A 26,966-nucleotide genomic window follows, 5' to 3' on the forward strand; every position below is an offset into this window, starting at 1 on the left:
TTGAACATCCCCTTGCTCCCCCTGCGCCAGACGCATAATCGGTGCTAGTCTCCTGTGCGATCTTCCGGAGGTGTATTTACACGAAGGTGTGAAATGCCCTCGACTCCGAGGTTGGGACATGGGCTCGCAAAACCGGTCAATTCGGTTCAAGATCTTTTTATTGTTACTGCTACCCCTCCTGTCCTTGAGCGCGCTCTGGGGTTTCGTGCTCAACCTCACCGTGAGCGACGGCCAGGCCCTCCTCCGCGGCGACACCCTCTACCAGACGATCGGCATCGCCTCCACCGACCTGGGGCTTCAGCTTCAGGCCGAACGGGAGCGGTCCATGGTCGCGGTCACCACCCGTAAGCTCACCGAGGACCTCGGCGCCCAGCGCGCCCAGACCGACCAGGCGCTCGGCGAGTTCCGCCAGGCCGTCACCGACGCCGGCGGCGCGGTCAGCGCCGAGCTGCGCGGCCAGATCGACGCCCTCGACGCCGAGCTGCGCCGGCTGGGCCCCATCCGCGACGGTATCGACGACGGCTACAGCTCGCGGCTGACCGGGCTCACCGAGTACAACCGGGTGCTCGACGCGGTGTTCCGGTTCTACGACCACCTGACCCCGGTCCCCGACCTGACGATCTACCAGCAGGCCTCCGCCCTGCAGACGATGGGCAACGCCCGCGAGTTCCTCTCCAGGGAGCGGGCGCTGATCAAGGCGGCCCTCCTCGACCGGCAGCTCACCGAGCCGGAGGCGGCGGCCTTCACCGAGTACGTGTCCTCGCGCAAGTTCCTGCACGCGCGCGGCCAGGCCGGGCTCGACGTCCAGTTCCGCGCCCCGTACGAGGAACTGTTCAAGAGCCAGACGTTCCAGTCGTTCGCCACGATGGAGGCGCGGATCATCCGCACCGGCGCGCCGCCCCCCGACGCGCCGTCCTGGGCGGCGGCGGCCGACAGGCTGATGGCCGAGCTGGACCGGATCGGCTCGGAGTCCGCGCTCACGCTGGCCTCGCGGGCGGCCTCCGGGGCGACCACCACCAAGATCGAGATCGGCGTGGCCGGCGGCGTCGGGCTGATCGCGGTGCTCGCCTCCATCATCATCTCCGTGCGCTTCGGCCGGCGGCTCGGCGCCGAGCTGGCCGGGCTGCGCTCGGCGGCCGTCGAGCTGTCGGAGCGGCGCCTGCCCGGCCTGGTCGAGCGGCTGCGCACCGGCGAGGAGGTCAACGTCAAGAAGGAGGCCAAGCCGATCAAGGTCAGCGGCTCGGCCGAGATCACCGACGTGGCCAGGGCGTTCGGCTCGGTGCAGCGCACGGCCGTGCACGCCGCCGTCGGCCAGGCGGCGCTGCGGCGCGGCGTCGGCCAGGTCTTCCTCAACCTCGCCCGGCGCAAGCAGGGGCTGCTGCACCGCCAGCTCTCGCTGCTCGACAGCATGCAGCGCCGCACCCACGACCCGGACCGGCTGGAGGAGCTCTTCCGCCTGGACCACCTGACGACCCGCATGCGGCGGCACGCCGAGAGCCTGATCATCCTGTCCGGGGCCGCGCCCGGCCGGGCCTGGCGCAAGCCGGTGCCGGTGGTCGACATCGTGCGCGCCGCCGTCGCCGAGGTCGAGGACTACACCCGCGTCACGGTCGCCACCATGCCCCCGGGCGCGATCGACGGCGCGGCCGCCGCCGACCTCACCCACCTGGTCGCCGAGCTGGTCGAGAACGCCACCATCTACTCCCCGCCCGACACCGCCGTCGAGGTCCGCGGCGACCGGGTGAGCAACGGCTACTCGATCGAGGTCGAGGACCGCGGGCTGGGACTGTCGGCCGACGAGTACGCCGCGTACAACGCGTTGCTGGTCGACCCACCCGAGTTCGACCTGGCCGACAGCGACAGGCTCGGCCTGTTCGTGGTCGCCAGGCTCGCGGAGCGGCACGGCATCAAGGTTGTGCTGCGCCGCTCCCCCTTCGGCGGCACCACCGCCATCCTGCTGGTGCCGCGCCCGCTCGTCACCGACCAGGAGGAGCTGACCGCCTCCGGTGACGAACTGCCCGCCCTGCCCAGCCGTACCCGGAAGAAGGCCCTCGCCGTCGTGAGCGGCGGCACGCACGCGGGGTTGCCAAGGCGGGTCAGGCAGGCCAACCTTTCATCCCGGCTCCAGCGGTCCGAGCCGGGACCTGAGCGGAAGAACGAACGCTCTCCCGACGAGGTACGCGACCTGTTCTCCGCGTTCCAGCGGGGAACCCAACGTGCCCGAGAAGATGTGAACGAGGAGGGGGAGGCATGAGTGTGCCGACGACCAACACCGGTGAGCTGAACTGGCTGCTTGACGACCTGACGACCAGGGTGGGCGCGGTCAGGCAGGCCGTCATCCTGTCGACCGACGGCCTCGCCGTCGGCCATTCCAAGGGCCTGAGCCGGGAGGACGCCGAACACCTGTCAGCCGTGGCGGCCGGTTTCCAGAGCCTGGCGCGCGGCACCGGGCGGCATTTCGGCGGCGGCGACGTGCGCCAGACCATCGTGGAGATGGAGTCGGCGTTCCTGTTCGTGACGGCGGCCGGACAGGGCACCTGCCTGGCGGTGCTGGCCGACGCCAACGTGGACGTCGGGCACATCGCCTACGAGATGGCGATGCTCGTCAAGCGGGTCGGTCAGCACATCACCACCAATCCGCGAGCAACACCGTGAGCGAGACCCCGCGGTGGCTGGACGAGGACGCGGGGCCGGTCGTCCGGCCCTACGCCCTCATCCGCGGCCGCACGAGGTCCTCGGGGGACAATCTCGATCTCATCGCCACCGTGAGCGCCGTCGGGGAACCTCCCGCAGACCTCGGCCCCGAACAGGCGCTCATCCTGCGTGTCGCACGTCATCCGATCTCGGTGGCCGACGTGGCCGTCGAGCTCGACCTGCCTGTCGGCGTCGTCCGGGTGATGCTCGGCGACCTGCGTGACCACGGCCTCATCTCTGTGTCGGCCCCCGCAGCGGCTGGGTCGCGCCCGAATGAGGGCATTCTCAAGGAAGTGATCAATGGACTCCGTGCTCTCTGAGGACCCCGTCGCGTTGAAGATCCTCATCGCCGGGGGGTTCGGCGTGGGCAAGACCACGCTGGTCGGCTCGATCAGCGAGATCAAACCGCTGCGCACGGAGGAGGTGCTCTCCGACCGCGGGATCGGCGTGGACGATCTCGACGGCGTGGAGGCCAAGACCACCACGACCGTCGCGATGGACTTCGGCCGCATCACGATCCGCGAGGGGCTGGTCGTCTACCTGTTCGGCACGCCCGGCCAGGAGCGGTTCTGGTTCATGTGGGACGAGCTGTCCTACGGGGCGCTGGGCGCCGTCGTCATCGCCGACACCCGGCGGCTGACCGACTGCTTCCCGTCGGTCGACTACTTCGAGCAGCGCGGCACCCCGTTCGTGGTGGCGGTCAACTGCTTCGACGGCGCCGACCAGCACAGCGTCGACGACGTGCGGATCGCGCTCGACCTCGACGACGGGGTGCCCGTGATGCTGTGCGACGTGCGGCGGCGCGCCTCGGCCAAGGAAGTCATGATCACCCTGGTCGAGCACTCGCTGCGGACGCTGACCGCCGCCGGCTAGAGCGCCCGCAGGCCGTTGATCACCTCTCTGAGGAGGCTCTCCGTCGGGGAGGACCCCTTGGAGATCGGCGCGCGCACCGCCACCAGGCCGTAGCCGAGCAGGTCGCCGAGGAGCACCCGGGCGACCTGCACCGGCAGGTTGAGCTCGGAGGCCACCTCCGCGACCGGCCGCGCCTGGGCGGCCACGCAGGCGAGCAGCCGCCGGTGCTGCGTGCCGAGGTCGGCGTGCGCGGGCGCCTGCTGCCCCGTCGGGGCCACGGTCGCCAGCAGGTCGAGCGATGCGGTGGCCTTGGTGCGCCCCCGCGCCACCGCGTACGGCCGGACCACGGGCCCGGCCTCGTCGTCAACCCACTCGTGCTCGCGGCTCACGATCACGCTCCCCCATCCTGGTCGGTATCCTGACGCCCGCGCTGCCAGCCCGACTGGAGCGAGGAGAGCAGGGCCCTGGCCTCCTCGGGTGAGCGCTCCTCGACGGGCTCGGCGGGTTCCTGCGGTTGCCTGAGCTGCTGCGGCAGGTTGGCCTGCCGGACGCGCCTGGGCAGCCCTGCCTCCTGCCGCGGCTCGATGCTCCGCCTGTTGGTACGGACGCGGCGGGGCAGCTCTCCCGGCCCGGTGTCGTTGCTCACGACCGAGACCGAGACGGATTCGAGCTGCTGCATCGGCTGGGGCGACGGCATCGGCTGCACCAGGGAGCCCGGCACGAGCACGATGGCCGTGGTGCCCCCGTACGGGGAGGGCTTGAGCGTCACGCTGATGCCGTGGCGGGCGGCGAGCATGCCGACGACGGCGAAGCCGAGTCGCTCGGTCTGCGCCGGGTCGAAGTCGGGCGGGCTGGACAGGCGGCAGTTGACGGCGGCGCGGTCGGCGTCCGACATGCCGAGCCCGCGGTCCTCCACCTCGACGGCGAACCCCTTGCCGACCAGCTCGCCGCGGACGGAGACCTCGTTGCCCGGGGAGGAGAACGTGGCGGCGTTCTCGATCAGCTCGGCGAACAGGTGCATGAGGTCGGCCACGGCCGCGCCGGCGATGCCGCACTCGGGCATCGGGTAGACGCGGACCCGGGTGTAGTCCTCGACCTGGCCGGCGGCGCCGCTGAGCACGTCCTCGACCGGGATGACGCCGCGCCACCTGCGCCCGGCGCTGCCGCCGGAGAGCAGCACCAGGCCCTCGGCGTGGCGGCGCATGCGGGTGGTCAGGTGGTCGAGCTTGAACAGCCGCTCCAGCGCCTCGGGCTCCTCGGTCTGGCGCTGCATCTCGTCGAGCAGCTTGAGCTGCCGCTGCACCAGCGACTGGCTGCGCCGGGCCAGGTTGCGCAGCGCCTCGGCGACGCCCTCGCGGAGCCTGGCCTGCTCGACTGCGGCGTCCACGGCGGTGTGCTGGACGCTGTCGAAGGCGGTGGCCAGGTCGGCGACCTCGCTGGTCGCGCCCTCGGCCACGGTGAGGGGCGGCGCCTCGGCGGCGATGTCCACCTGCTCGCCGGAGCGCAGCTTGGCGACGACCTCGGGCAGCCGGATCTCGGCGAGGTCGAGCGCGGTGTGGCGGAGCTCGGCCAGCTCGCGGGAGACGCGCCGGCCGACGCGGATCGAGACGAACACGGAGAAGACGACGGCGATGAGGCCGAGCGCGCCGGCCACGGCGGCCCGCACGATGACGACCATGCCGGCGGGCTCCATCCGGCTCAGCAGGATGCCGCCGGCGGCGTTGACGGCCTCGGTGTAGTCCTTCAGCACGGGGTCGACGGTGCCGCGCCAGAGCTGGAGGTCGACCTTGTCGCCGGCGACGTAGGTCTGCAGCGCCCGTTCCATCGTGGCGTGGCGTGGGGAGGCGGCGACCCGCTCCAGCGGGGCGCGCATCTCGGCGTCGAGGTTGGCCAGGGCCTTGGGGAACAGGTAGGTCCTGGCCCCGTCGAGGCCGGCCAGCATGTGCACCTCGGCCATCGTCCACTTGGTCGGCTCGTCGTCGCCGCCGTTGCCCGCGACGATGAGCGCGTGCTCACGGCTGAGCAGTTCGCGCACCTGCTGGACGGCGATGAGGCCCTGGGACTGGCGTGACAGCTCGACGTCGGTGCTGACGGTGAAGGCCGCGTAGAGGCGGTCGATGGCGTCGGGGATGGCGGCGTACCGGTTGACCAGGTCGTGCGGGGACAGCGCCCGCTCGTCGACCTGGCGGCGGATCTCCGACAGCCCGTCGACGGCCTTGAGGGCGGCCTGGAGCTGGACCTTCATGTCCTCGGTCAGCGACTCCTGGGTGTCCTCGGCCAGCGCGCTGTCCTTGAGCCGCTTCCTGACCTCGTCGGACGTGGCCCGGATGTCGGCCAGCTTGCGGGTGTCGGTGGTGACGCCGGACATCAGCTCGGCGGAGGCCAGGCGTTCGGCCTGCAGCTGGACGATCAGGGTGTCGGCGTGGTTGATGATCCCGTTCCAGAAGGTCTCGACCTTGAGGAGGTTGAGCGCCTCTCTCGACGTGGTGCTCGCGGCGAAGCCCCAGAGTGCCACCAGGGAGATCAACGGGATGACGAGCAGCGTCGAGATCTTGAATCTGATGGATCTGCCCGATGCCATGACACCCGCTCCCGGATAGAAGATCGCGGGAGACAATATCACCGAAAGACACGGTTTTAAGATCGACTAGCGATAAATCTGTGATATGTCGGGAAATTTACCGTCTTCCCCATCCACACCACTCGTACCAGCCAGGCGGCCAGCACCGCAAGCAGCGCCACCTCCGCCCCCAGCAGCACCCGCTCCACCAGCCCGATCATCACCCGCTCCCCCGGCAGGGCCACGTACGTGATCGCCAGCAGCCCCAGCCCGCCCGCCAGCGCCAGCCACTCCACCGTCCTGGCCACCGGCTTCCACACCGGGTCGGCGGCCAGCCTCGGCACCAGCAGCGCCCCCGCCGCGGGCAGCGCCACGAACGCCGCCACCGACACGTACCGGTGAACCTGCGCGGCCACGTCCAGGTCCGCGCCGAGCGGCGTGGTCGGGATGACGGCCGCGACGAACAGCGCCCCCGACCACACCAGCATCAGCCGCTCCGGCATCCCCCTGACCGGCGCCCCCGCCGCCCGCAGCCCCGCCAGCAGCGCCAGCGACCCCAGGGCCATGACCGCCATCGCGACCTCCGTGACGCCCCCGCGGTCGGCCACGGCGTACTCGCTGACGGTCACGTTCAGCGGGTCCAGGTACGGGTCGGGGCCGAACTGCCCCATGACCACCCCGGACACCGCGAACACGATCGCGGCGCACGCGATGAGCGGATAGGCCTTCTTGACTGCGGACATGGGGCCATCCTTCGCCCGGAGGGGCCCCGGCGCATCCGGGCCTCCCCCCTACCCGTCCCTGAGGCGCCCCCTAGAGGGCGGCCAGTTGCGCCGTGGCACTGGCCAGGAGCAGGTCCAGGGCGGCCGGGTAGGCGCTGTCGTTCATGTTGGCCACCAGCAGGTGGGCCGTGGCGGCGATGTGCGGGTGGGTGGCGGCGGGCAGCCGGGCGTAGGTGGCCTGCCAGACCTGCTCGTCGGCCGCCCGCGTGGCCGGGGGCAGGGCGAGCGTGGCCGCGTCCAGGACGGCGAAGCCGAGCGCCTGGTCGATGAAGGCGTGGTAGATCCGGACCGCGTCGGGGTCGGGGAAGCCCGCCGTGCGCAGGATCGCCAGGATCGTCTCGTCCACCGCCACCTCGTGCGGCCGGCCCGCCACCCGGCTGGCCGTCAGCACCGCCGCCTGCGGGTGGGCCAGGTAGGCGTCGTAGATGCTGAGGCCGAGACTGCGCAGGTCGGCACGCCACTCGCCGGTGGCCCGCCAGCCGGTCAGGGCGTGCGCGAACAGCTCGTCGGCGATGGCCAGCGTGAGGTCGTCCATGCCGCGGAAGTAGCGGTAGATCGTGCTCGCGTCGGCGCCCAGGGCCAGGCCGAGCCGGCGGGCGGTGAGCCCGGCGGCGCCGTGCTCGCGCAGCATGCGCAGGGCGGTCTCCACGATGAGGTCGTGGGTGAGCACCTGGCCTTCCTTGGTGCGGCGGCGCCGCTGGCGTGCCGCGTCGGGAACCACTCGCTTGGCCATCTCGCCCCTTATGCCAACACCATTGACGTTGACGAGCCTACTGGCCTTTCCTGGGAGAACACCGATTTGGGGAGAGTTGTCATGCGTGTTCTGCTCATGGGCGCCGGCGGTGTGGGCACCGCCGTCACCCGCATCGCCACCCGCCGCTCGTTCTTCGACCATATGGTGGTCGCTGACTACGACCTGTCCCGTGCCGAGGCGGCCGTGGCGCCGCTGGACCCGCGCCGCTTCACCGCCGTGCGCGCCGACGCATCCGACCAGGCCGCGGTCACCGACCTGCTCCGCGAGCACCGTTGCGACGTGCTGCTCAACGCCACCGACCCGCGCTTCGTGATGCCGCTGTTCGAGGCGGCGCTCGCGGCCGGGGCCGACTATCTGGACATGGCCATGTCCATGTCCAGGCCGCACCCCGAGCGGCCGTACGAGAAGGCCGGGGTCAAGCTCGGCGACGAGCAGTTCGCCCGCGCCGGCGCGTGGACGGACGCCGGGCGGCTCGCGCTCGTCGGGATGGGCGTCGAGCCGGGCCTGGCCGACGTCTTCGCCCGCTACGCCGCCGACGAGCTCTTCGACGAGATCGAGGAGATCGGCATCCGCGACGGCGCCAACCTGACCGTGGACGGCTACGAGTTCGCGCCGTCGTTCTCCATCTGGACGACGATCGAGGAGTGCCTCAACCCGCCGCTCATCTACGAGCAGGACCGCGGCTGGTACACCACCGAGCCGTTCAGCGAGCCGGAGGTCTTCGACTTCCCCGAGGGCATCGGCCCGGTGGAGTGCGTGAACGTCGAGCACGAGGAGGTGCTGCTGGTGCCCCGCTGGGTCGACGCCGGCCGGGTCACCTTCAAGTACGGGCTCGGCGAGGACTTCATCGCCAAGCTCAAGACCCTGCGCGCGCTCGGCCTCGACCGCACCGACCCGGTGACCGTGCCGACCGAGGAGGGCCCGGCCCGCGTCTCGCCGCGCGACCTGCTGGCCGCCGTGCTGCCCGACCCCGCCGGGCTGGGCGCCAGGATGCGCGGCAAGACCTGCGCCGGCACCTGGGTGAAGGGCGTCAGCGGCGGGTCACCGCGCGAGGTCTACCTCTATCACGTGGTCGACAACCAGTGGTCGATGAGCGAGTACGGCTCCCAGGCGGTCGTGTGGCAGACCGCCGTCAACCCGGTCGTCGCGCTGGAGCTGCTGGCCACCGGCGCGTGGAAGGGCACCGGCGTGCTCGGCCCCGAGGCGTTTCCGGCCCGCCCGTTCCTGGACCTGCTGGAGGAGTACGGGTCGCCGTGGCGGATGCGGGAACAGGTGCCGTCAGAGGCCTGACGGGTCGCGGCCGACGCTGATCTCCTCGGCGATGCGCCGGATCTCCGCCAGGGTGATGCCGGGGGCCGGAGGGAGCTGCCGGGCCAGCGCGTCCATCACCACGGGCACGGGCTGGCCGGCCAGCCGCCCCGCGATCGAGTGGACCACCCTGAACAGCGCCTCTTCCGTCTCACGCATCCCGTCTCCTCACTCGGCTACCGCCGTAGACCTTACGGGGTGCCGGCGACAGTTTTCGCGCTCCGGCTCTCGCGTCGGCTTAGTTGACGCCTCATATAAATTTGAACAGAACGAAAGGGGCCCGTCATGCCTGTCCAGCGACTCAACCACGCCGTCCTGTACGTCCGGGACGTCGAGCGCAGCGTCGCCTTCTACCGCGAGGCGCTCGGCTTCGAGGTCGTCATGGGCATGCCGGGCGCGGCCTTCCTCCAGGCGCCCGGCTCGACCAACGACCACGACCTCGGCCTGTTCCAGATCGGCCAGGACGCCGGCCCGTCACCCGCCGGGCGCACCGCCGTCGGCCTCTACCACCTGGCGTGGGAGGTCGACACGCTCGACGAGCTGGAGCGCATCTCCGCCAGGCTGAGCGAGCTCGGCGCGCTCGTCGGCGCCTCCGACCACGCCACCACCAAGGCCCTGTACGCGCGTGACCCCGACGGCCTGGAGTTCGAGGTCTCCTGGCTGGTGCCCGCCGAGTTCGTCGACGAGGCCCTGCTCGCGGCCCGGTCCCGCATCCGGCCGCTGGACCTGGCCGCCGACCGGGCCCGATACGGCGGGCAGACCCGGGGCGGGGTCGGGGTGTCGATCCCCGGCTAGCGGGTTACCGTGGGAGGACCAGTTTCCTTCTCTTGGAGAACGTCATGCCGAGAGATCCCGACCACGTGCTCGACGCCATCGACGGCGTCGTCGACGAGTGGGAGACGCTGAGCGCCGACGCGATGCGCTGGGCGCCTCCCGAGAACAAGGGCGACGACCTCCTGCGCGAGGTCACCGAGATCTTCGCGCCACTGGCCGAGGCCCTCACCGAGGCGTTCCGGCCGCTGGGCGACGCCGTCACCCGCGCCCTCGACACCCTGGTCGACGAGGACGACGACCGTTAACGGGCGAACCGGTCGGTGGCGGCCAGCAGGGCCTCCCTGACGCCCGCGTAGGCGTTGGAGTGCCCCGCGCCCTCGACCACGATCAGCTCGCAGCCCGGCCACGCCCGCGACAGGTCCCAGGCCGTCTGGAGGGGCGTGCTGATGTCGAGCCGGCCGTGCACCAGGACCCCGGGCACGTGCCCCAGGCGCTCGACGCCGGTGATGATCTCGTCGTCGGGCAGCCAGGCGGCGTTGCGCCAGTAGTGGGTCACCAGCCGGACGAACCGCATCCGGAACACCGGGTCCTCGAACGTCGGATCGGGCTTGTGATCGGCGTTCACCCGTACGTGGGAGTCCTCCCAGCGGCACCACTCGCGGGCCGCACGATCGCGCACGGCCGGGTCGGGGTCGGCGAGCAGGCGCGCGTAGGCGTCGGCGAGGTCGCCGTCGCGGTCCTTCTCCGGCACGCCGTCGCGGAAGCGTTCCCACTCCTCGGGGAAGTAGCGCCCGACGCCCCTGGTGATCCAGTCGACCTCGTGCCTGCGCGTGGTGGCGACCCCTGACATGATCACCTCGGTGACCCGGTCCGGGTGGCGCACGGCGTAGGCCAGGCCCAGCGTGGTGCCCCAGGAGCCGCCGAAGAGCTGCCAGCGGTCGATGCCCAGGTGCTCGCGCAGCAGCTCCATGTCGGCCAGCAGGTGGTCGGTCGTGTTGACGGACAGGTCGGTGTCAGGGTCGGCGGCGTCGGGCGTGCTGCGCCCGCATCCGCGCTGGTCGAACAGGACCAGCCGATAGCGCTCCGGGTCGAAGTATTCACGCCAGCGCGGCCCGGCCCCGGACCCCGGGCCGCCGTGCACGATGACGGCGGGCTTGCCGTCGGGGTTGCCGCTCACCTCCCAGTGGACGAGGTTGCCGTCGCCCACGTCGAGCATTCCCTGGTCGTACGGGTCAATTCGCGGATACATGGTCGCGCTCCTCCCGATGGGGCTCATATCTAACAGCGCTGTTATATTAGCCCCATGACCGCGAGCCTCGGCACGCTGCTGCGCCACCTTCACGACCTGATGGACTCCGCCATCGCCGCCACCTACGCCGAGCAGGGACTGGAGGGATACCGGCCGCGCTTCTCCCCCGCCGTCCGCGCCCTGGCATCCGCCGGGCCGATGGCGATCCGCGACCTCGCCGAGGCCACCGGCGTCACCCACTCCGCCGCCAGCCAGACCGTCGAGCAGATGCGCCGCGCCGGCTGGGTCACCCTCGCCAAGGGGAGCGACGCCCGCCGCCGCATCGTCCACCTGACCGACCAGACCCGCCGGGCGCTGCCCGCCATCGAGGCCGAGTGGGCCGCCACCGAGCGCGCCGTGCGCACCCTGGACGCCGAGCTCCCCATGCCGCTCACCGACGTCCTCCAGGCCGCCGCCGACGCGCTCAGGCGCCGCCCCTTCCACGAACGCCTGTCGTCAGAGGCCGGTAAAACGGGCTGATCTTGTCGGTGGGGCCTGCGATAGTGAGCGGGTGGTTCACACCTTCTCCCTCCTGCCCTGCCATGTCCGGGAGCTGCCCGCCGGGGCGATCGAGCTGATGCCGATCGTGCTCCCCATGACGCTCACCAGCGTCCAGCGCCGCGAGCTGGCCGCGATCCTGCTCCACGGGCTCGACGACCCCTCCCCCGTCGAGCCGGAGCTGTGCGCCGTCTGACCGGTCAGGCGCCGATCCGCGCCAGCGCGCCGTCCCTGGCGCACAGCTCCCGATAGCGGCCCGCGTGGAAGACCAGCGGGTCGCCCTCCTGCCACTCGAAGTGCTCGACCTCCCCCACCATCACCAGATGGTCGCCCGCCTCCTGCGCGCTCACCGTACGACAAGCGAAGAACGCCAGCGCGCCCGCCAGCGCCGGCAGCCCCGTGGGCGTCAGCCGCGTCGCCACCCCGTCGAACTTGTCCGGAGCCGGCCTGCTGAACCGCCGCGACAGCTCCTCCTGTCCGGCGGCCAGCACGTTCACCCCGAACCGGCCGGCCCGCAGGAACGCGGGCGCGCTCGGCGCCCGGCTCGACAGGCACCACAGCACCAGGGCCGGGTCCAGCGACACCGAGGCGAAGGAGTTCACCGTGAGCCCGGCGCGCTCGCCGGGCAGGGCGGTGGTCACCACGGCCACCCCGGTGGCGTAGCGGCCGAGCGCGTCACGCAGCGCCCTCACGACGACACCTCGGCCAGATAGCGCCGGGCGCTGTCCGGGTCCATGAACCACTCGGCGAAGTCCGTCGGGTCGTCGAAGCCGTTGACGAAGCGCGAGGCCACCTCGGGCAGCGACCCGGCCGCGCCCAGGATCTCCAGCACGTGCGGCGGGGGCGGGGCGAGCAGCGCGTTGGTCCAGTCGGTGACGTGACGCGCCTGCTCCCAGAACCGCTCGAACGTACGCTCCATCCACGCCTGGTCGAACGGCCGGTCGCCGTGCTCCAGGATCGCCTGGAGGTAGGCGGCGGCGCACCGGGCCGCGTTGCCCGCGCCCTGGCCGGTGATGGGGTCGTTGAGCGTCACCACGTCGGCGACGCCCAGCACCGGGGCGCCGGTGGGCAGCAGCGCGACCGGCCGCCGCACGGTCGGCGCGAACCGGCCGGTCAGCGTGCCCATCGCGTCGGTCAGCTCGATCCCGTCGCACCGGGCGGCCTCCCACGGCAGGAACGTCTCCAGGATCGACCGGCTCGTGGCCAGGTGCTCGGCGGGGGTGCGCACCTCGCCCCAGCAGTCCATCGGGCCGCCGGGGACGCCCTCGAACACCATGATCTCGCACGGGCCGGTCACGGTCAGCGCGGGGAAGACGAAGTACTCGCCCACGCCCGGGATCACGTTGAAGCACACCGCCGAGTGCTCTGGCCTGGGCGCCAGGCCGGTGACGTAGGTGAGCGCGAGCGCCCGCTGCGGCGCGTCGTAGGGGGACCTGGCGGCGTCCCGCTCGAACAGCGAAGCGATCTTGCCCTTGCCGGCGGCCACCAGGACCAGGTCGTGCGTGGCGGCGTAGGTCTCCAGGTCGGCGGGCGTCACGTCGCGGATCTCGACCCGGCCGCCCAGCTCCTCGACCTCGGCCAGCCAGGCGGGCATCTTGACCCGCTGGTCGACGCTGCGGGCGGGCTCGCGCAGCCGGGCCGCCCAGCCGATCGCCTGGCCGCCGTCGGGCCCCGCGACGGCGAACCGGATGCCGTCGATGGGCGGGCAGTGCGGCCAGTGGTCCAGGCCGAGCGCGCGCTCATGACCCAGCGTGGTGCCGAACATGGCCTGGCTCGACATGACCCGGCCGTCGCGGATGTCGTCCGGGGTCCGGTTGGAGACCACGGTGACGTCGTAACCGTTCTTCAGCAGCCCGAGCGCCAGGTGCAGTCCAGACTGCCCGGCGCCGACGATCAGAATCTTTCGCATACCGGGAACGGTATTTTCCGGCCCCCCGGCCGAGCCATCCGCTGAGCGCGGATCCCGTCCGCTGGACGCGGAGTCAGCTCAGCCGCAGCGTGGCCGAGGGCGCGCGGCCGTACCTGTCGCGGTAGGCGGCGGCGAAGCGGCCCTGGTGGAGGAAGCCCCACCGGGCGGCGACCGTGGTCACCGTGCACCGGGCCGGGTCTCCCGCCAGCAGCTCGGCGTGCACCCGGGCCATCCGCACGTCGCGCAGGTGCGCCATCGGGGTGATCCCGAGGTGGGCGCGGAAGCCCTCCTGGAGCGAACGGACGCTCACGGCCACGGCCCGCGCCACGTCGCCGGTGGTGATCGGCAGGTGGGCGTGCTCGTCGATGAACGCCATCGCCCGGCGCACCACCTTGGGCACCGCCGCGGGCCGGGGCGCGATCAGCCGGCCCAGGTAGTTGGACGGCTGCGTGGTGACGAGGCTGAACAGCAGGGCGTTCTCCAGATGGGCGGCGGCCAGCGGCTGCGCGCCTCCGGTCTCGGCGGCGCCGACGAGCAGCCCGGCCATCGCCCGCCAGCCCTGCCCCCACGCGCCGGTCAGGTCCACGCCCAGGTCGAACACCACCGGCTCGGCGACCGGCTCGCCGAGCAACTGCTCGACCGCGCCTTCCACGGCCTGCCGGTCGAACTTGACGATGAGCTGCGGGCAGCCCGCGCCCCAGCGCATGTCCAGGCGCTCGGTCGGCGACGGCAGCGAGGCCAGCCCCGGCGTCGAGACGATCTCCTGGCCGCCGCACCGGATCAGGCTGCGCCCGGCGATCGGGATCTGCACCAGGTAGAACGACTCCAGCTCGCCCGGCTCGATGCGCACCTCGGCGCCGTAGTCGAGGTAGCTGACGCGCACGGAGCCGAGCTGCGCGGAGTTGAAGCGGGCGGCCAGCAGCCCGGCGTCGCCGGTCACGTCCAGCCGGTGCGGGCAGAACACCCGTCCGACCTGCTCCCGCACCTCGTCGAGATCCGAGCTGGCGAACAGCGGGCTGTTGCCGAGCAGAACACCGTCCATGCCCGATCATCGACATGATCTGCGGCAGCGTTCCAGGCAAAAATGCACAGATCAGGGGAGCCGGCTCCGATACACCTTCCTGGCGCGTTCGTACAGGTCGAGGTGGTCGCCGTACTGCTCCTCGGTGTCGAATCGGCCGAACTCGCGCACCACCTCGGCCAGCCGGTCCAGCCAGGCCAGGCACCAGCGCACGTCCGCCTGCCGGGCCACGTGCCCGCCGGCCACGTCCAGGCAGACCGGGCTGGTGTGCCGGGCGGGCCCTGCGCGAGCACCCCGTCGGCGGTGCGGATCTCCAGCGTCTCGACCTCGGGCCCGATCGAGGTCACCGCGATCTCCACCCGCTCCCCCGGCGCGACGTCCAGCGTGGCGCCGGGCCCCTCGCCGTTCACCGTGAGCTCCAGCCACGGCCCGGTGGTGGCGAACGTGCGGCCGAGCAGGATCGCCTCGGCGTAGGACTCGGCGGTCAGCGGGCCGTCGACGCGCGCGTACACCCGCTCCCAGCCGGGCGGGGCGGAGGCGGTGGCGCGGAGTCGGGCAGCAGCGCCGTGCGGAACTCGCCGAAGGCCACCCGGGTGACGGCCCGCAGCTCGTGCCCGGGAAGCGCTCGGCGAGCTGGCGCAGCGCCGGGCCCCAGTAGTCGTGGCGCCGGTCGAGGAAGACCGTGGCCCGGGCCTGGGTCACGTACGCCAGCGGCTCCTCGCCCCAGCACGGCCCGTGCCTGTCGCGCAGCCTCCGGTACTCGTCGAGTGCGGCGGCCACCGGAGCCGGCATCAGCGGTTCACCGCACATCGGGATACCTCCGGGCCTCACCGAGATAAGCTGAAAATGGCCAGAGCAATTGTCGTGCCATATAACCGCAGCTTAATAAGCTCAATGATCCGACATGGCGTATTTCTCATTGCGCCGGCACGACACTTCGCGATATTCATCAGCCGTGATCCCGGTCAAGGTGTTTCGCGCCGCCGCGTTCGTCCTGGAGAAGACCTCCCGCATGCAGGTGGGCAGGGCGTGGCACGACCCCGCGCTGGACGTCGCCCTGCGCCGCGTCCGCGCCGGGCGGCTGGAGCGCGGCCTGGACCTGATCAGGCAGGCCCGCGACGACCACGAGCTGCGTGCCCTGCGCGTCACCGAGCTCGCCACGGCCGCCGAGGCGCACCTCGACGCGCTGGAGCGGCTGGCCGGCGACGATCCCGACGCGCTGCTGTGGCTGGGCGCGGCCCGGGTGCAGCACGCCTGGGAGCTGCGCGACGACCTCACCGGCCGCTTCCACGAGCAGCTCGCCACCGCCGCCGAGCCGCTGCGCCGGGCCGCCGAGGCGGACCCCGGAGACCCGGTGCCGTGGGACGTCCTGCAGTGGCAGGCCATGGGCCTGGGCGACCGGGACGAGCTGGACCGCCTGTGGGAGGAGCTGACCAGCCGCGCGCCCCGCCTGTTCGCCGGGCACTACACCCGCGCCCAGGCGCTGTGCGGCAAGTGGCACGGCTCCGACGAGGAGGTGCTGGCCTTCGCCCGCACCGCCGCGGCCACCGCAGGCCCCGGCGACCTCGTCACCGCGATGCTGCCGCTGGCCCATTTCGAGGTCGCCTGGAGCGAGATCGCCGCCTCGGGCCGCGACGCCCAGGAGGTGCTCGAAGCGCACTTCCGCGACCCGTACGTGGCCGAGGAGCTGATCGACGCCGTCGACACCTGGCACGCCAGGCCCCGGCCGCACCCCCGGTCCGTGGAGGCGATGCACCTGTTCGGCGCCGCCTTCTACTACGGGGGCCACCACGCGCGCGCCCAGAGCCTGCTCATGAACGCCGGCCGCCGCGTCCCGGAGATCCTGCCCTGGTCGGCCGGCTCGCTCACCCCCGGTCGCCGCTATGCCCGCGCCCGCCGCGAACTCGGCCTCGACTGAGCCATAAACGGCCGCCACTAATTCGGCCGATCTTGCATGACTTTCTTCGCCGGGTTACGTTGACCGGGTCCAACGCGGGAGCCCGGTGCGACCGGGCTGAGAGGACGGCTGCCCAGCCGCCGACCGCCAGAACCTGCTCCGGGTAATGCCGGCGAAGGGAGTTGCGCGATGAGCGACGCGCGTTTTTCCAAGGTCTACACCGGGGATCTCCGCGTGCCGATGCGCGAGATCAGACTGTCCAACGGCGAGCGCGTCCGCCTCTACGACACCTCGGGCCCGTACACCGACCCGGAGGTCACCGTCGACCTGGCCCGGGGGCTGGCGCCGAGGCGCGCGGAGTGGATCCGGGCCCGCGCCGGCGGGCCCGTCACGCAGGTGGGCTGCGCGCGGGCCGGGACGATCACGCCCGAGATGGAGTTCGTGGCGGTCCGGGAGGGCGTCGAGCCGGAGTTCGTCCGGCAGGAGGTCGCCGCGGGCCGGGCCATCATCCCCGCCAACGTCAACCACCCCGAGTCCGAACCGATGATCATCGGCCGCAACTTCCTCGTGAAGATCAACGCCAACATCGGCAACTCGGCGGTCACCTCCTCGATCGCCGAGGAGGTCGAGAAGATGACCTGGGCCACCCGGTGGGGCGCCGACACGATCATGGACCTGTCGACCGGCCGCGACATCCACGCCACCCGCGAGCGGATCATCCGCAACTCCCCCGTCCCGGTCGGCACCGTGCCGCTCTACCAGGCGCTGGAGAAGGTCGGCGGGCAGGCGGCCGAGCTGTCGTGGGAGGTGTTCCGCGAGACGCTGATCGAGCAGTGCGAGCAGGGCGTCGACTACATGACCGTGCACGCCGGCGTGCGCCGCGCGTTCGTCCCGCTGACCGCCGGGCGCAAGACCGGCATCGTCTCCCGGGGCGGCTCGATCATGGCCGCCTGGTGCGTGGCCCACGGGCGCGAGAGCTTCCTGTACGAGCGCTTCGCCGACATGTGCGAGATCTTCGCCGCCTACGACGTGTCGTTCTCGCTGGGCGACGGCCTGCGCCCCGGCTCGATCGCCGACGCCAACGACGAGGCCCAGTTCGCCGAGCTGCGCACGCTGGGCGAGCTGACCAGGATCGCCCGCGACCACGACGTCCAGGTGATGATCGAGGGCCCCGGCCACGTGCCCATGCACAAGATCAAGGAGAACGTCGACCTCCAGCGCGAGATCTGCGACGACGCCCCCTTCTACACGCTCGGCCCGCTGGTCACCGACATCGCGCCCGGCTACGACCACATCACCTCGGGCATCGGCGCCGCCATGATCGGCTGGTACGGCACCGCGATGCTCTGCTACGTCACGCCCAAGGAGCACCTCGGCCTGCCCAACAGGGACGACGTCAAGACCGGCGTGATCACGTACAAGATCGCCGCGCACGCCGCCGACCTCGCCAAGGGCCACCCGCAGGCCCAGGCGTGGGACGACGCGCTGTCGGACGCCCGGTTCGAGTTCCGCTGGGAGGACCAGTTCGACCTGTCGCTCGACCCGGCCACCGCGCGGGCGTTCCACGACGAGACGCTGCCCGCCGAGCCCGCCAAGAACGCGCACTTCTGCTCGATGTGCGGGCCCCGGTTCTGCTCGATGCGGATCAGCCACGAGCTGCGGGACCTCACGGGACGATGACGGCCCGGCCGACGATCTCGTTGTCGTGCAGGCGCTGGTACGTGCGCGGCGCCTCGTCGAGCGAGTGCGGCTCCACGCGCACGCCGATGGCGCCCGACCGGGCCAGCGCCAGCACCTCGATGAGCTCGTCCCGGCCGCCCCAGTAGGGGACCGACACCGCCATCTCGTACGGGCCGCTGCCGAACCCGACGGGCAGGCGGCCGTCGGCCACCCCGACGATCGTCACGTCCGAGCACACCCCCGCGCACGCGCCCGCCAGCGTCACCGTGGGCTGGATGCCGACGAAGTCCAGCACCAGGTCGGCGCCCAGCCCGCCGGTCAGCTCCCGCACCCGGCCGGCGGCGGCCTCGTCGGAGATCACGGTCTCGTGCGCGCCGATCTCCCTGGCCAGCTCCAGCTTCTCCTCGCTGATGTCGAGCGCGATCACCCGCGTCGCGCTCATCGCCCGCAGGATCTGGACCGCCATGTGGCCCAGCCCGCCCGTCCCGATGACCACCGCCGTGCTGCCCGGCACCAGCTTGGCCAGGCTCCGCTTGATCGCGTGGTAGGGCGTGAGCCCCGCGTCGGTCAGCGGCGCCGCCTGCGCCAGGTCCAGCCCCTCCACCGGGACCAGGTGACGGACGTCGTCGACGATCATGTACTCGGCCATGGCGCCGGGAGCGCCCAGGCCGGGCGGCTTGATGGCGAGGTCCTGGGCCCGGGTGCAGTAGTTCTCCGCGCCCCTGGAGCAGTTGCGGCAGGTGCCGCACCCCCACGGCCCGTACACCACCACGTCCTGGCCCACCTCGACGCCCGTCACCCCGTCGCCGAGCGCCGCCACCGTGCCCGCGCCCTCGTGGCCGAGGATCAGCGGCAGGCTGCCCCCGACGAGCAGCGGGTTCTCGATCACCGCGATGTCCGAATGGCACATCCCGGACGCCCTGACCCGGAGCAGCACCTCACCGGGAGCCGGCTCGGGGTCGGGCACCGTCACGACCTCGGGCATGCTCCCCTGGCCGGCCAACTGGACAGCTTTCATGCCTCTCCTCGCTTCCCGAGCCCTCCCCCGGTACATGCCACGTTCCGGGCGGCCGAAATCCCGAGCTCAGAACAGCGTCGGCGGCTCGGCGGGCATCGGCTCGGGCAACGGCTCCAGCCCCGGGACGCGGGCCCGTACCTCGTCGTGGAAGCGCCGGGCGAGCGGCAGCGCCTCGGCGTTGTCCGGCGTGTGCACGAACACCGTCGGCGAACGGCCCTCCCGCAGCCACCCGGCCACCGTGCCGACCCAGCCCTGCCAGCCCGCCACCGTCCGGTCCACGTCGTCCCTGCCCAGGTAGCGGACGATCGGCCGGTCCGTCAGCGCCCGCGCCCGGCGCGGGACGCGCGGCTTCTTCGTCCACGCGTCCCGCTCGGCGTCGCTGGTCGGCGGGCTGCCGAACAGCGTCGTGGTGTCGAACGGCACCCACTCCGCGCCCGCCCCCGCCAGCACCCGCTCCAGTTGCCCCACGGCCCGCTCGTCCTCGAAGAACGCCCGATGCCGCACCTCGACCGCCGAGCGCAGGCCCGCGGGCAGCCTGCGGAGGAACGCGGCCAGCGCGCCCAGGTCACCCGGCCCGAACGACCCCGGCACCTGCACCCACAGCGCGTGCACCCGGGGCCCCAGCGGCTCCATCGCGTGCAGGAACGCCCCCAGCTCCTCCTGCGCCCCCGTCAGGCGGCGCTCGTGCGTGATCGCCTTCGGCAGCTTCACCACGAACCGGAACCCCGGATCGGTCTGGGCCGCCCACGTCTCCACCGTGCTCCGTGACGGCGTCGCGTAGAACGTCGTGTTGCCCTCGACCGCGTTGCACCACGTCGCGTACGCCCGCAGCCGCTCGCCCTGCGCGAGCGGATGGGGGAGGAACCGACCCTGCCACGGCGCGTGCGTCCACATCGCACAACCCACATGAAGCCGCATGCACCCGACGCTATCGGGTCTCCGCACCGGCCCGCCGGTTCGCGGCGCGGGCCGTGACGGCGCCCACCGCGCAGACGAGCGCGAACCCGAACAGCACGTACCGGGCCGAGGTCAGCATCGACGCGCCCCCGGCGTTGAGCAACACCCCGGCCACCGCCGTGCCGAACGCGATCGACAGGCTCGTCACCGTGGCGATCGCGGCAGCCGCCTGACGGCCCTCCGCCGGATCCGACGTGCTCGACATCGCCGCCACCGACAGATGCGGATACGCCAGCCCGATCCCCGAACCCGCCACGACCAGCACCGGAGCCCACACCAGCATCAGCCAGCCCGGCGCCGCGTCCCTCAGCAGCAGGCCCTGCGCGAGGAAGCCCAGCGCCAGGACCAGCGGCCCCAGCACGCACAGCCGCCGCACCGCGCGCCCGCCTGCCGCCGAGGCGCTGCCGAGCTGCGTCAGCGACCAGCCGAGCGAGACCGCCGCACCCAGCAGCCCCGCCGTCACCGGAGGCAGCCCGCCCAGCCGCTGCGCGAACAGCGGGACGAACGTCTCGACCGCCACGCCGAACGTCAGCAGCCCGATCGTCAGATACACCCACTTCAGCGCCGACCCCGCCGTGTAGGTCGTCCGGGGGAACACCCGCCTCCCGCTGCGCCGCTCATGCGCCACGAACCCGCCGACCAGCAGCAGCGCCACCGCGACCCCGGCCGCCATCGCCACCGTCCCGGGCAGCACCCCCGCCAGGCTCACGGCCACCGTGGCGGCCGTCACCAGCACCAGCGACACCACCGGCACCGGCGTCCGCCCTCCCCCGCGCTCACCGCGCGGCACCACCCGGGGCACGATCCCAGCGCACACCGCCCCGATCACCGCCATCGCCACGAACGCCAGCCGCCAGGACCCGAACTGCGCGAACAGCCCCCCGAGCGCCGGACCCGCGAAGTTGCCGACCCCGTACATCGCCGACATCAGCGCGTTTCCGCGCGTCCACAACCGGCGCGGCAGCGCCGAGTGGATCACCGCGAACCCCAGGCCGGACAGCAGCCCCGCCCCCAGCCCCTGCACGCCCCGCCCAGCCAGCAGCACCGGCATCGCCGGGCTCACCGCGCACGCCAGCGACCCCGCCACGAACACGCCGAACCCCATCAGGTAGGCGCCCACGTTCCCCCACCGGGCCAGCACCCGGCTGACCAGCATCGTCGCGATCACCATGGCGACGAGGTAGAACGTCATGTTCCAGGCGTAGAAGCCGGCGCCCCCGATGTCGGCCACCGCCGTGGGCAGCAGGCTGGAGGCCAGGTAGATGTTGATCGCGCCGACGAGCACGCCGCCCGCCAGCACCAGCGCCGAACCCAGATGGCGCGGGCCCAGCAGTTCCCGCCAGGACGCGGCCTCGACCGCGTCGTCCGTTGAAGTCATGGCTTCAAGCGTGTCGTTGCACCGGCCCCGGAGACTTCCCGCGCCCAGCGCCCCCGCCCACCAGCAAGCCCGGTGGGCGAACCCTCCACCCTCGGTCGAAGGCGCCCCCTATCTGGGCGATCTTCGGAGAGGTACGTTGCTTGCATGTCCGCATTACGCAAGACCGTCGGGGCAGTGGTGGCGTTCGTCGTCGTGGCCGGGGCGCCCGGCGCGAGCGCGGCCGAGGCGCGAGCGCCGGAGAACGCCGTCATCGTGTGGGACAGGAACGCCGAGACGGCGATCTGGGAGGTGGCCAGGCAGCAGCCGCAGGTGCAGGCGCGCAGCTTCGCCATGGTGCACGGCGCCGTCTACGACGCGGTGAACGCGATCGCCGGCAGCCCGTACGAGCCGTATCTGGTGGCGCCGAAGGCCGGCGGGAGCGCGTCGACGGAGGCGGCCGTGGCGTCGGCGGCGTTCGGCGTGCTGCGGGCGCTGTTCCCGGAGCAGCGGGAGAGGCTGGAGTCGCAGTACGGCGAGTCGCTGGCGGCGGTCCCCGACGGGGCGGCCAAGCGGCGCGGGATCGCCATCGGGGCGCGGGCGGCCGCGGCGATGGTGGCGGCGCGGCGGGACGACGGGGCGTTCGGGGATCAGACGTGGCCGACGGGGACGGAGCCGGGCCGGTGGCGGCCGACGCCGCCCGGCTTCGGGTCGGACGGCGCCTGGGTGGGCGAGCTGAAGCCGTTCATGCTCCCGCGCCCGTCGATGTTCCGCACCTCGGGCCCGCCGGCGCTGACCAGCGAGCAGTACGCGCGCGACTTCAACGAGGTCAAGGCCGTCGGCGGCAAGGACAGCACGCTGCGCACGGCCGACCAGACGCAGGCCGCGATCTGGTGGCACGACCGGCACCTGGCCGAGTGGGAGATCAAGCGGCAGCTCGCGACGACGCAGCGGCTGAGCACGCTGCGGACGGCGCGGATGTTCGCGATGGTCGGCATGGCCGAGGCCGACGCGACGATCGCCTGCTACAACGAGAAGGCGCGGTGGGCGTTCTGGCGGCCGGTCACCGCGATCCGGGAGGCCGACGGCGACGGCAACCCGGAGACGGCGGCCGATCCCGGCTGGACGCCGCTGCTGGTCACGCCGCCACATCCGGACTACACGTCCGGGCACACGTGTTTCAGCGGGGCGGGCATGTCGGCGCTGACGCACTTCTTCGGCCGCGACGACATCCCGTTCAGCGGGTTCAGCCACGACGCGGGCACGACCAGGCACTTCCGCGGCTTCTCGCACGCGCTGGCCGAGGTCACCGAGGCCCGGATCTGGGGCGGCATCCACACCCGCGCGGCCGACGTGGCCGGTGCGAAGATCGGCAGGCAGGTGACCGCCTACATGGTGAAGCACCACTTCAGGCCGAGGCGGTGACGGATCAGGGCCGGTCCGGCGCGGACCGGCCCTGACGCTGTGACTAGGCCAGGTGTGACTAGGCCAGGTCGAACCGGTCCAGGTTCATGACCTTGTTCCAGGCCGCGACGAAGTCCGTCACGAACTTCTCCTTGGCGTCGTCGCTGGCGTAGACCTCGGCGACGGCACGAAGCTCGGAGTCGGAGCCGAACACCAGGTCAGCGCGACTGCCGGTCCACTTGACCTCGCCCGTGGCGGCGTCGCGCCCCTCGAACGTGGTCGCGTCGCCGGACGTCGCCTTCCAGGTCGTGCCCAGGTCGAGCAGGTTGACGAAGAAGTCGTTGGTCAGCACGCCGGGCGTCGTGGTGAAGACGCCGAGCTGCGAGCGCTGGTAGTTGGCGCCCAGCACGCGCAGGCCGCCGACCAGGACCGTCATCTCGGGGGCGCTCAGCGTGAGCAGGTTGGCCCGGTCGATGAGCAGGTATTCGGCCGGGAGGCGGTTGCCCTTGCCCAGGTAGTTGCGGAACCCGTCGGCGGTCGGCTCCAGGGCGGCGAACGACTCGGTGTCGGTCTCCTCCTGGGAGGCGTCCACCCGGCCCGGCGTGAACGGGACCTGGACGGCGAAACCGGCGTCCTTGGCGGCCTTCTCGACGCCCGCGCAGCCGGCGAGCACGATCAGGTCGGCGAGCGAGATCTGCTTGCCGCCGGTCTGGGCGCCGTTGAACGCCTTCTGGATGCCCTCCAGGGTGCCGAGCGCGGTCGCGAGCCGGTCGGGGTCGTTGACCTCCCACCCGATCTGCGGCTGGAGGCGGATGCGCGCGCCGTTGGCGCCGCCGCGCTTGTCGCTGCCGCGGAACGACGAGGCCGACGCCCACGCGGTGGACACCAGCTCCGACACCGACAGGCCCGAGGCCAGCACCTGCTCCTTGAGCGCGGCCACGTCGGCGGCGTCGACGAGCTCGTGCGTCACCGCGGGCAGCGGGTCCTGCCACAGCAGCACCTCGGACGGGACCTCCGGGCCGAGGTAGCGGGCGACCGGGCCCATGTCGCGGTGGGTCAGCTTGAACCACGCGCGGGCGAAGGCGTCGGCCAGCTCGTCGGGGTGCTCCAGCCAGCGCCGGGTGATCTGCTCGTAGATCGGGTCGTAGCGCAGCGAAAGGTCGGTGGTCAGCATCGTCGGGGCGTGGCTCTTCGACGGGTCGTGCGCGTCGGGCACGGTGCCCTCGCCGGCGCCGTCCTTCGGCCGCCACTGGTGGGCCCCCGCCGGGCTCTTGAACAGCTCCCACTCGTACCCGTACAGGATCTCCAGGAAGCTGTTGTCCCAGGTAGTCGGGGTGTTGGTCCAGATGCCCTCAAGGCCGCTGGTGATCGTGTCGCCGCCCTTGCCGGTGCCGAAGCTGTTGCGCCAGCCGAGGCCCTGCTCCTCGATCGAGGCGGCCTCGGGGTCGGGGCCGACGTGGTCGGACGGGCCGGCGCCGTGCGTCTTGCCGAACGTGTGACCGCCGACGATCAGGGCGGCCGTCTCCTCGTCGTTCATCGCCATCCGGCGGAACGTCTCGCGGATGTCGCGGGCCGCGGCGAGCGGGTCGGGGTTGCCGTTCGGGCCTTCGGGGTTGACGTAGATGAGGCCCATCTGGACGGCGGCCAGCGGGTTCTCCAGCTCGCGGTCGCCGCTGTAGCGCTGGTCGCCGAGCCAGGTGGACTCGGGGCCCCAGTAGACGTCCTCGTCGGCCTCCCACACGTCCTCGCGGCCGCCGGCGAAGCCGAACGTCTGGAAGCCCATCGACTCCAGCGCCACGTTGCCGGACAGGACCAGCAGGTCGGCCCAGGAGAGCTTGCGGCCGTACTTCTTCTTGACCGGCCACAGCAGGCGGCGGGCCTTGTCAAGGTTGGCGTTGTCGGGCCAGCTGTTGAGGGGCGCGAAGCGCTGCTGGCCGGCCCCGGCGCCGCCGCGGCCGTCGCTGATCCGGTACGTGCCCGCGCTGTGCCAGGCCATCCGGATGATGAACGGGCCGTAGTGGCCGAAGTCGGCGGGCCACCAGTCCTGCGAGGTCGTCAGCACCTCGGCGATGTCCCGCTTCACGGCCGCCAGGTCGAGGCTCTTGAACTCCTCGGCGTAGTCGAAGTCCCCGCCGAACGGGTTGGCCACGACCGGGTTCTTGGCGAGAATCCTCAGGTTGAGCCGCTCCGGCCACCACTGGCGGTTGCCGCCGCCCTGGGTGGGGTGCGGGGCGCGATCGTGCGCGACCGGGCAGCCTCCCGTTGCCTCCGTCTTCGGGTCGGTGACGATTGCATCATGGTTCTCGGACATGGAATCCTTCCGGGATTTTCTTGCTCAGGAGCTGGAACATCGGGGGCACAGGCCCCAGTAGATGACCTCGGCCTCGTCGATCGCGAAGCCGTGGTCGTCGGCCGCGCTCAGGCACGGCGCGTGGCCGACCGCGCAGTCGACGTCGGCGACGGCGCCGCACGACCGGCAGACGATGTGGTGGTGGTTGTCGCCCACGCGGCCCTCGTAGCGGGCGGCGCTGCCGGCGGGCTCGATCCGGCGTACGAGCCCGGCCGCGGTGAGGGCGTGCAGCGCCTCGTACACGGCCTGCAGGGAGATGTGTCCCACACGGTCACGCACCCCGGACGCGATCGCCTCGACGCCGAGGTGGTCACCGTCCCGGACGGTCTGGAGCATGGCGACGCGGGCGGCGGTCACCCGCAGGCCGGCCCCGCGCAGCTCCTCGGCGATGGTCGGTGCGGTCATGGCCGCCAAACTTACCTACGCAAAGGCGAACGGTACAAGATAACGAATCGTTTAATTTTGGTGCCGCGCCGGATAGCTCGGCTCCCCCGCCGGCACCGCGTCTCCAGTATCGCCGCGCACCACGTCCGAGCCCCCGCGTAACACGCGGAAAAGGCACGCCGGACGCAGGAGCGCCGACGGCGGATCGAGGAGGTTGGCCACCCGCAGGAAGCGCCGGCCGAGCTCGGTGTCGTGCTCGGCGGCGCGGTGGAAGCGCTCCAGATAGGCGTTCACCAGCTTGATCTTCGCGGTGCGCCGGCCGCGCACCCCGGGCAGGCGCAGATCGTTGGCGGCCACGATGTCCCACGGCGCGTCGACGACCCGGGCGATCGACCGGAACAGCTCGCGGGCGGGCCGGTCGCGCCTGGCCCACTCGCCCAGCCGCAGCGCCTCCACGGCGGCCACGCTCATGCCCTGGCCGTAGATCGGGTTGAACGCGCACACCGCGTCACCCACGACCGCCAGCCCGCGCGGGAAGCGGGGCAGCCGCTCGTACCGCCGCCGCACGCTGGCCGGGGTCCGGTGGTGGGTCCCCTCGTCCAGCGGCTCCGCCCGGGAGACCAGCTCGTGAATGTCGGGCGCGGGCAGCGACCTCGCGTACGCGACGAAGCTGTCGAGGTCGGCGGGCGGCGCGTCGCCGTAGCCGCCGATGGTGACGATCCACCGGTCGCCCTCCATCGCCAGCGCCACCCCGGCGCGCGGCACCGCCCTGGTCGCCGCCATGATCACCACCGGGTCCCCGGCCAGGTCGTCGGGCCTGCGGCGGAACACCCGCGTCGTGTACGTCAGGTCGATCTCCACCCGCTCCTCGGCGGGCGCCGGGAACCCGAGCTGCCCCAGCCACGCCGGCATCCGCGAGCCCCGCCCCGACGCGTCCACCACCAGGCCCGCGCTGACCGTCTCCCCCGAGACGAGCCGCACCCCCGTCACCCAGTCGCCGCTGTGCGTCAGGTCGGCCACCTGGCTCTCCCCGGCCACCTCCACCCCCGGCAGCGCGCTCACCCGCCGCCGGATCTGCCCCTCCAGCAGCAGCCGGCTCACCAGCAGCCCCGGCATGCGGCCCGGCGCCGGAGCCAGCCGCCGCCCCTCGTTGATCCACCGGCAGTCCGCCTGCAGGTCCCCGCCGAACGCCCCCCGCTCCATCAGCTCCACCGTCAGGCCGGGAAGCAGCAGCTCCATCACCTCCAGCCCGCGCGCCAGCAGGCCGTGCGCGTGCCGGCTCTGCGCCGTGCCGCGCCGGTGCACGTCCTCCCCCGGCAGCCGGTCCCTGTCGAGCACGGTGACCCGCTCGGCGATCCTGCTCAGCGCGGCGGCGGCCAGCAGGCCGGAGACGCTGGCTCCGATGACGACGGCATGCCTCATGACACCCACGATGACCGCCGCCCGTCCGCCACCCCACCCCTAAACCGCAGGACGAACCCG

Annotated in this window: 29 protein-coding genes and 1 riboswitch; of the genes, 13 read left to right on the plus strand and 16 right to left on the minus strand. The window is 72.3% G+C overall.

The window, feature by feature from the left end:
* Positions 1-184: 184 nt before the first annotated feature.
* Genes AB0J53_RS03165 through AB0J53_RS03180 form a run of 4 tightly spaced genes read left to right on the plus strand, consistent with a single transcriptional unit; the run spans position 185 to position 3,567 of the window.
* A complete protein-coding gene (locus tag AB0J53_RS03165; protein ID WP_364168210.1) occupies positions 185-2,254 on the plus strand; it encodes an ATP-binding protein in 2,070 nt (689 codons plus the stop codon).
* Positions 2,251-2,655, plus strand: a complete 405-nt coding sequence (locus tag AB0J53_RS03170; protein WP_049557807.1) for a roadblock/LC7 domain-containing protein — start codon at positions 2,251-2,253, stop codon at positions 2,653-2,655. Before AB0J53_RS03165 ends, AB0J53_RS03170 begins: the two co-directional genes overlap by 4 nt.
* A complete protein-coding gene (locus AB0J53_RS03175) occupies positions 2,652-3,014 on the plus strand; it encodes a DUF742 domain-containing protein (RefSeq protein WP_219498903.1) in 363 nt (120 codons plus the stop codon). Before AB0J53_RS03170 ends, AB0J53_RS03175 begins: the two co-directional genes overlap by 4 nt.
* The gene (locus AB0J53_RS03180) at positions 2,995-3,567 is read left to right on the plus strand and encodes an ATP/GTP-binding protein (RefSeq protein ID WP_219498900.1); all 573 of its coding nucleotides are present in this window, start codon (positions 2,995-2,997) and stop codon (positions 3,565-3,567) included. The genes AB0J53_RS03175 and AB0J53_RS03180 overlap by 20 nt, the downstream gene beginning before the upstream one ends.
* Here the strand turns inward: AB0J53_RS03180 and AB0J53_RS03185 are convergent.
* The 4 genes from AB0J53_RS03185 to AB0J53_RS03200 all read right to left on the minus strand — a co-directional run bounded on the left by AB0J53_RS03185 (position 3,564) and on the right by AB0J53_RS03200 (position 7,621).
* The gene (locus AB0J53_RS03185; protein WP_219498896.1) at positions 3,564-3,935 is read right to left on the minus strand and encodes a DUF742 domain-containing protein; all 372 of its coding nucleotides are present in this window, start codon (positions 3,933-3,935) and stop codon (positions 3,564-3,566) included. The genes AB0J53_RS03180 and AB0J53_RS03185 overlap by 4 nt on opposite strands.
* A 2-nt stretch (positions 3,936-3,937) precedes the next feature.
* Positions 3,938-6,127: a nitrate- and nitrite sensing domain-containing protein gene (locus AB0J53_RS03190; protein ID WP_364168213.1), complete on the minus strand. Its 2,190-nt coding sequence runs from the start codon at positions 6,125-6,127 to the stop codon at positions 3,938-3,940.
* A gap of 56 nt (positions 6,128-6,183) precedes the next feature.
* The gene (locus AB0J53_RS03195; RefSeq protein ID WP_364168215.1) at positions 6,184-6,849 is read right to left on the minus strand and encodes a DUF998 domain-containing protein; all 666 of its coding nucleotides are present in this window, start codon (positions 6,847-6,849) and stop codon (positions 6,184-6,186) included.
* A 70-nt stretch (positions 6,850-6,919) separates the two neighbouring features.
* Positions 6,920-7,621, minus strand: coding sequence for a TetR/AcrR family transcriptional regulator (locus AB0J53_RS03200; protein WP_219498887.1), 702 nt, complete (start codon positions 7,619-7,621; stop codon positions 6,920-6,922).
* A gap of 81 nt (positions 7,622-7,702) precedes the next feature.
* On the opposite strand from AB0J53_RS03200, the gene AB0J53_RS03205 reads away from it, so the two are divergent.
* Positions 7,703-8,932, plus strand: coding sequence for a saccharopine dehydrogenase C-terminal domain-containing protein (locus AB0J53_RS03205; protein ID WP_219498883.1), 1,230 nt, complete (start codon positions 7,703-7,705; stop codon positions 8,930-8,932).
* Here AB0J53_RS03205 and AB0J53_RS03210 read toward each other — a convergent pair.
* Positions 8,921-9,109: a hypothetical protein gene (locus tag AB0J53_RS03210; protein WP_364168216.1), complete on the minus strand. Its 189-nt coding sequence runs from the start codon at positions 9,107-9,109 to the stop codon at positions 8,921-8,923. The two genes, AB0J53_RS03205 and AB0J53_RS03210, sit on opposite strands and share 12 nt — an antisense overlap.
* Before the next feature lie 126 nt (positions 9,110-9,235).
* Here AB0J53_RS03210 and AB0J53_RS03215 point away from each other — a divergent pair, with 126 nt between their 5' ends.
* Together AB0J53_RS03215 and AB0J53_RS03220 are read left to right on the plus strand one after the other, a co-directional pair.
* Positions 9,236-9,745: a VOC family protein gene (locus AB0J53_RS03215; protein ID WP_364168218.1), complete on the plus strand. Its 510-nt coding sequence runs from the start codon at positions 9,236-9,238 to the stop codon at positions 9,743-9,745.
* Between the two features lie 44 nt (positions 9,746-9,789).
* Complete coding sequence (locus tag AB0J53_RS03220) at positions 9,790-10,029, plus strand: hypothetical protein (protein WP_219498861.1); 240 nt, start codon at positions 9,790-9,792, stop codon at positions 10,027-10,029.
* On the opposite strand, the gene pip is transcribed toward AB0J53_RS03220, so the two are convergent.
* Positions 10,026-10,973 carry a prolyl aminopeptidase gene (pip, locus tag AB0J53_RS03225; protein WP_219498859.1) on the minus strand — a complete coding sequence of 316 codons (948 nt, stop codon included), beginning with the start codon at positions 10,971-10,973 and terminating at the stop codon, positions 10,026-10,028. The two genes, AB0J53_RS03220 and pip, sit on opposite strands and share 4 nt — an antisense overlap.
* A 54-nt stretch (positions 10,974-11,027) precedes the next feature.
* Here pip and AB0J53_RS03230 point away from each other — a divergent pair, with 54 nt between their 5' ends.
* Both AB0J53_RS03230 and AB0J53_RS03235 read left to right on the plus strand, forming a co-directional pair.
* Positions 11,028-11,492: a MarR family winged helix-turn-helix transcriptional regulator gene (locus AB0J53_RS03230; RefSeq protein ID WP_364168220.1), complete on the plus strand. Its 465-nt coding sequence runs from the start codon at positions 11,028-11,030 to the stop codon at positions 11,490-11,492.
* A gap of 31 nt (positions 11,493-11,523) precedes the next feature.
* On the plus strand, positions 11,524-11,706 hold the full coding sequence (locus tag AB0J53_RS03235; protein WP_219498838.1) for a hypothetical protein: 183 nt from the start codon (positions 11,524-11,526) through the stop codon (positions 11,704-11,706).
* 4 nt (positions 11,707-11,710) lie between these two features.
* Here AB0J53_RS03235 and AB0J53_RS03240 read toward each other — a convergent pair whose 3' ends face one another.
* The 4 genes from AB0J53_RS03240 to AB0J53_RS03255 all read right to left on the minus strand — a co-directional run bounded on the left by AB0J53_RS03240 (position 11,711) and on the right by AB0J53_RS03255 (position 14,686).
* A complete protein-coding gene (locus AB0J53_RS03240; RefSeq protein ID WP_357591750.1) occupies positions 11,711-12,202 on the minus strand; it encodes a flavin reductase family protein in 492 nt (163 codons plus the stop codon).
* Positions 12,199-13,419, minus strand: coding sequence for a styrene monooxygenase/indole monooxygenase family protein (locus AB0J53_RS03245; RefSeq protein ID WP_364168222.1), 1,221 nt, complete (start codon positions 13,417-13,419; stop codon positions 12,199-12,201). The genes AB0J53_RS03240 and AB0J53_RS03245 overlap by 4 nt, the downstream gene beginning before the upstream one ends.
* A gap of 73 nt (positions 13,420-13,492) precedes the next feature.
* Complete coding sequence (locus AB0J53_RS03250) at positions 13,493-14,461, minus strand: AraC family transcriptional regulator (protein ID WP_219498829.1); 969 nt, start codon at positions 14,459-14,461, stop codon at positions 13,493-13,495.
* 51 nt (positions 14,462-14,512) lie between these two features.
* Complete coding sequence (locus AB0J53_RS03255) at positions 14,513-14,686, minus strand: hypothetical protein (RefSeq protein ID WP_364168224.1); 174 nt, start codon at positions 14,684-14,686, stop codon at positions 14,513-14,515.
* Between the two features lie 57 nt (positions 14,687-14,743).
* Here AB0J53_RS03255 and AB0J53_RS03260 point away from each other — a divergent pair, with 57 nt between their 5' ends.
* The 3 genes from AB0J53_RS03260 (at position 14,744) to thiC (ending at position 18,017) form a co-directional block, all read left to right on the plus strand.
* Entirely contained in the window at positions 14,744-14,914 is a 171-nt protein-coding gene (locus AB0J53_RS03260) for a hypothetical protein (RefSeq protein ID WP_364168226.1), read from the plus strand.
* Positions 14,915-15,395: 481 nt separating this feature from the next.
* Entirely contained in the window at positions 15,396-16,358 is a 963-nt protein-coding gene (locus tag AB0J53_RS03265; protein WP_364168228.1) for a hypothetical protein, read from the plus strand.
* Between the two features lie 64 nt (positions 16,359-16,422).
* Positions 16,423-16,535, plus strand: a riboswitch (TPP riboswitch).
* Positions 16,527-18,017, plus strand: coding sequence for a phosphomethylpyrimidine synthase ThiC (gene thiC, locus AB0J53_RS03270; RefSeq protein WP_219498825.1), 1,491 nt, complete (start codon positions 16,527-16,529; stop codon positions 18,015-18,017). Its footprint overlaps the riboswitch before it by 9 nt.
* Here the strand turns inward: thiC and AB0J53_RS03275 are convergent.
* The 3 genes from AB0J53_RS03275 to AB0J53_RS03285 form a co-directional block, all read right to left on the minus strand.
* On the minus strand, positions 18,004-19,035 hold the full coding sequence (locus AB0J53_RS03275; RefSeq protein WP_219498822.1) for an NAD(P)-dependent alcohol dehydrogenase: 1,032 nt from the start codon (positions 19,033-19,035) through the stop codon (positions 18,004-18,006). The two genes, thiC and AB0J53_RS03275, sit on opposite strands and share 14 nt — an antisense overlap.
* Positions 19,036-19,101: 66 nt before the next feature.
* A complete protein-coding gene (locus AB0J53_RS03280) occupies positions 19,102-19,953 on the minus strand; it encodes a DUF72 domain-containing protein (RefSeq protein ID WP_364168229.1) in 852 nt (283 codons plus the stop codon).
* Positions 19,954-19,963: 10 nt separating this feature from the next.
* The gene (locus AB0J53_RS03285) at positions 19,964-21,370 is read right to left on the minus strand and encodes an MFS transporter (protein ID WP_364168231.1); all 1,407 of its coding nucleotides are present in this window, start codon (positions 21,368-21,370) and stop codon (positions 19,964-19,966) included.
* 144 nt (positions 21,371-21,514) lie between these two features.
* Here AB0J53_RS03285 and AB0J53_RS03290 point away from each other — a divergent pair, with 144 nt between their 5' ends.
* Positions 21,515-22,771 (plus strand): hypothetical protein, encoded by a 1,257-nt coding sequence (locus tag AB0J53_RS03290; RefSeq protein WP_364168233.1) that lies wholly within the window; start codon positions 21,515-21,517, stop codon positions 22,769-22,771.
* Between the two features lie 58 nt (positions 22,772-22,829).
* Here the strand turns inward: AB0J53_RS03290 and katG are convergent, their stop codons facing one another.
* Genes katG through AB0J53_RS03305 form a run of 3 tightly spaced genes read right to left on the minus strand, consistent with a single transcriptional unit; the run spans position 22,830 to position 26,906 of the window.
* Complete coding sequence (gene katG, locus AB0J53_RS03295) at positions 22,830-25,061, minus strand: catalase/peroxidase HPI (protein WP_219498811.1); 2,232 nt, start codon at positions 25,059-25,061, stop codon at positions 22,830-22,832.
* Between the two features lie 24 nt (positions 25,062-25,085).
* Positions 25,086-25,505 carry a Fur family transcriptional regulator gene (locus AB0J53_RS03300; RefSeq protein WP_357591772.1) on the minus strand — a complete coding sequence of 140 codons (420 nt, stop codon included), beginning with the start codon at positions 25,503-25,505 and terminating at the stop codon, positions 25,086-25,088.
* A gap of 51 nt (positions 25,506-25,556) precedes the next feature.
* Positions 25,557-26,906, minus strand: coding sequence for an FAD-dependent monooxygenase (locus tag AB0J53_RS03305; RefSeq protein ID WP_364168235.1), 1,350 nt, complete (start codon positions 26,904-26,906; stop codon positions 25,557-25,559).
* Positions 26,907-26,966: the final 60 nt, after the last annotated feature.

Source organism: Nonomuraea sp. NPDC049725 (assembly GCF_040674795.1).
GTDB classification, from domain to species: domain Bacteria; phylum Actinomycetota; class Actinomycetes; order Streptosporangiales; family Streptosporangiaceae; genus Nonomuraea; species Nonomuraea ceibae.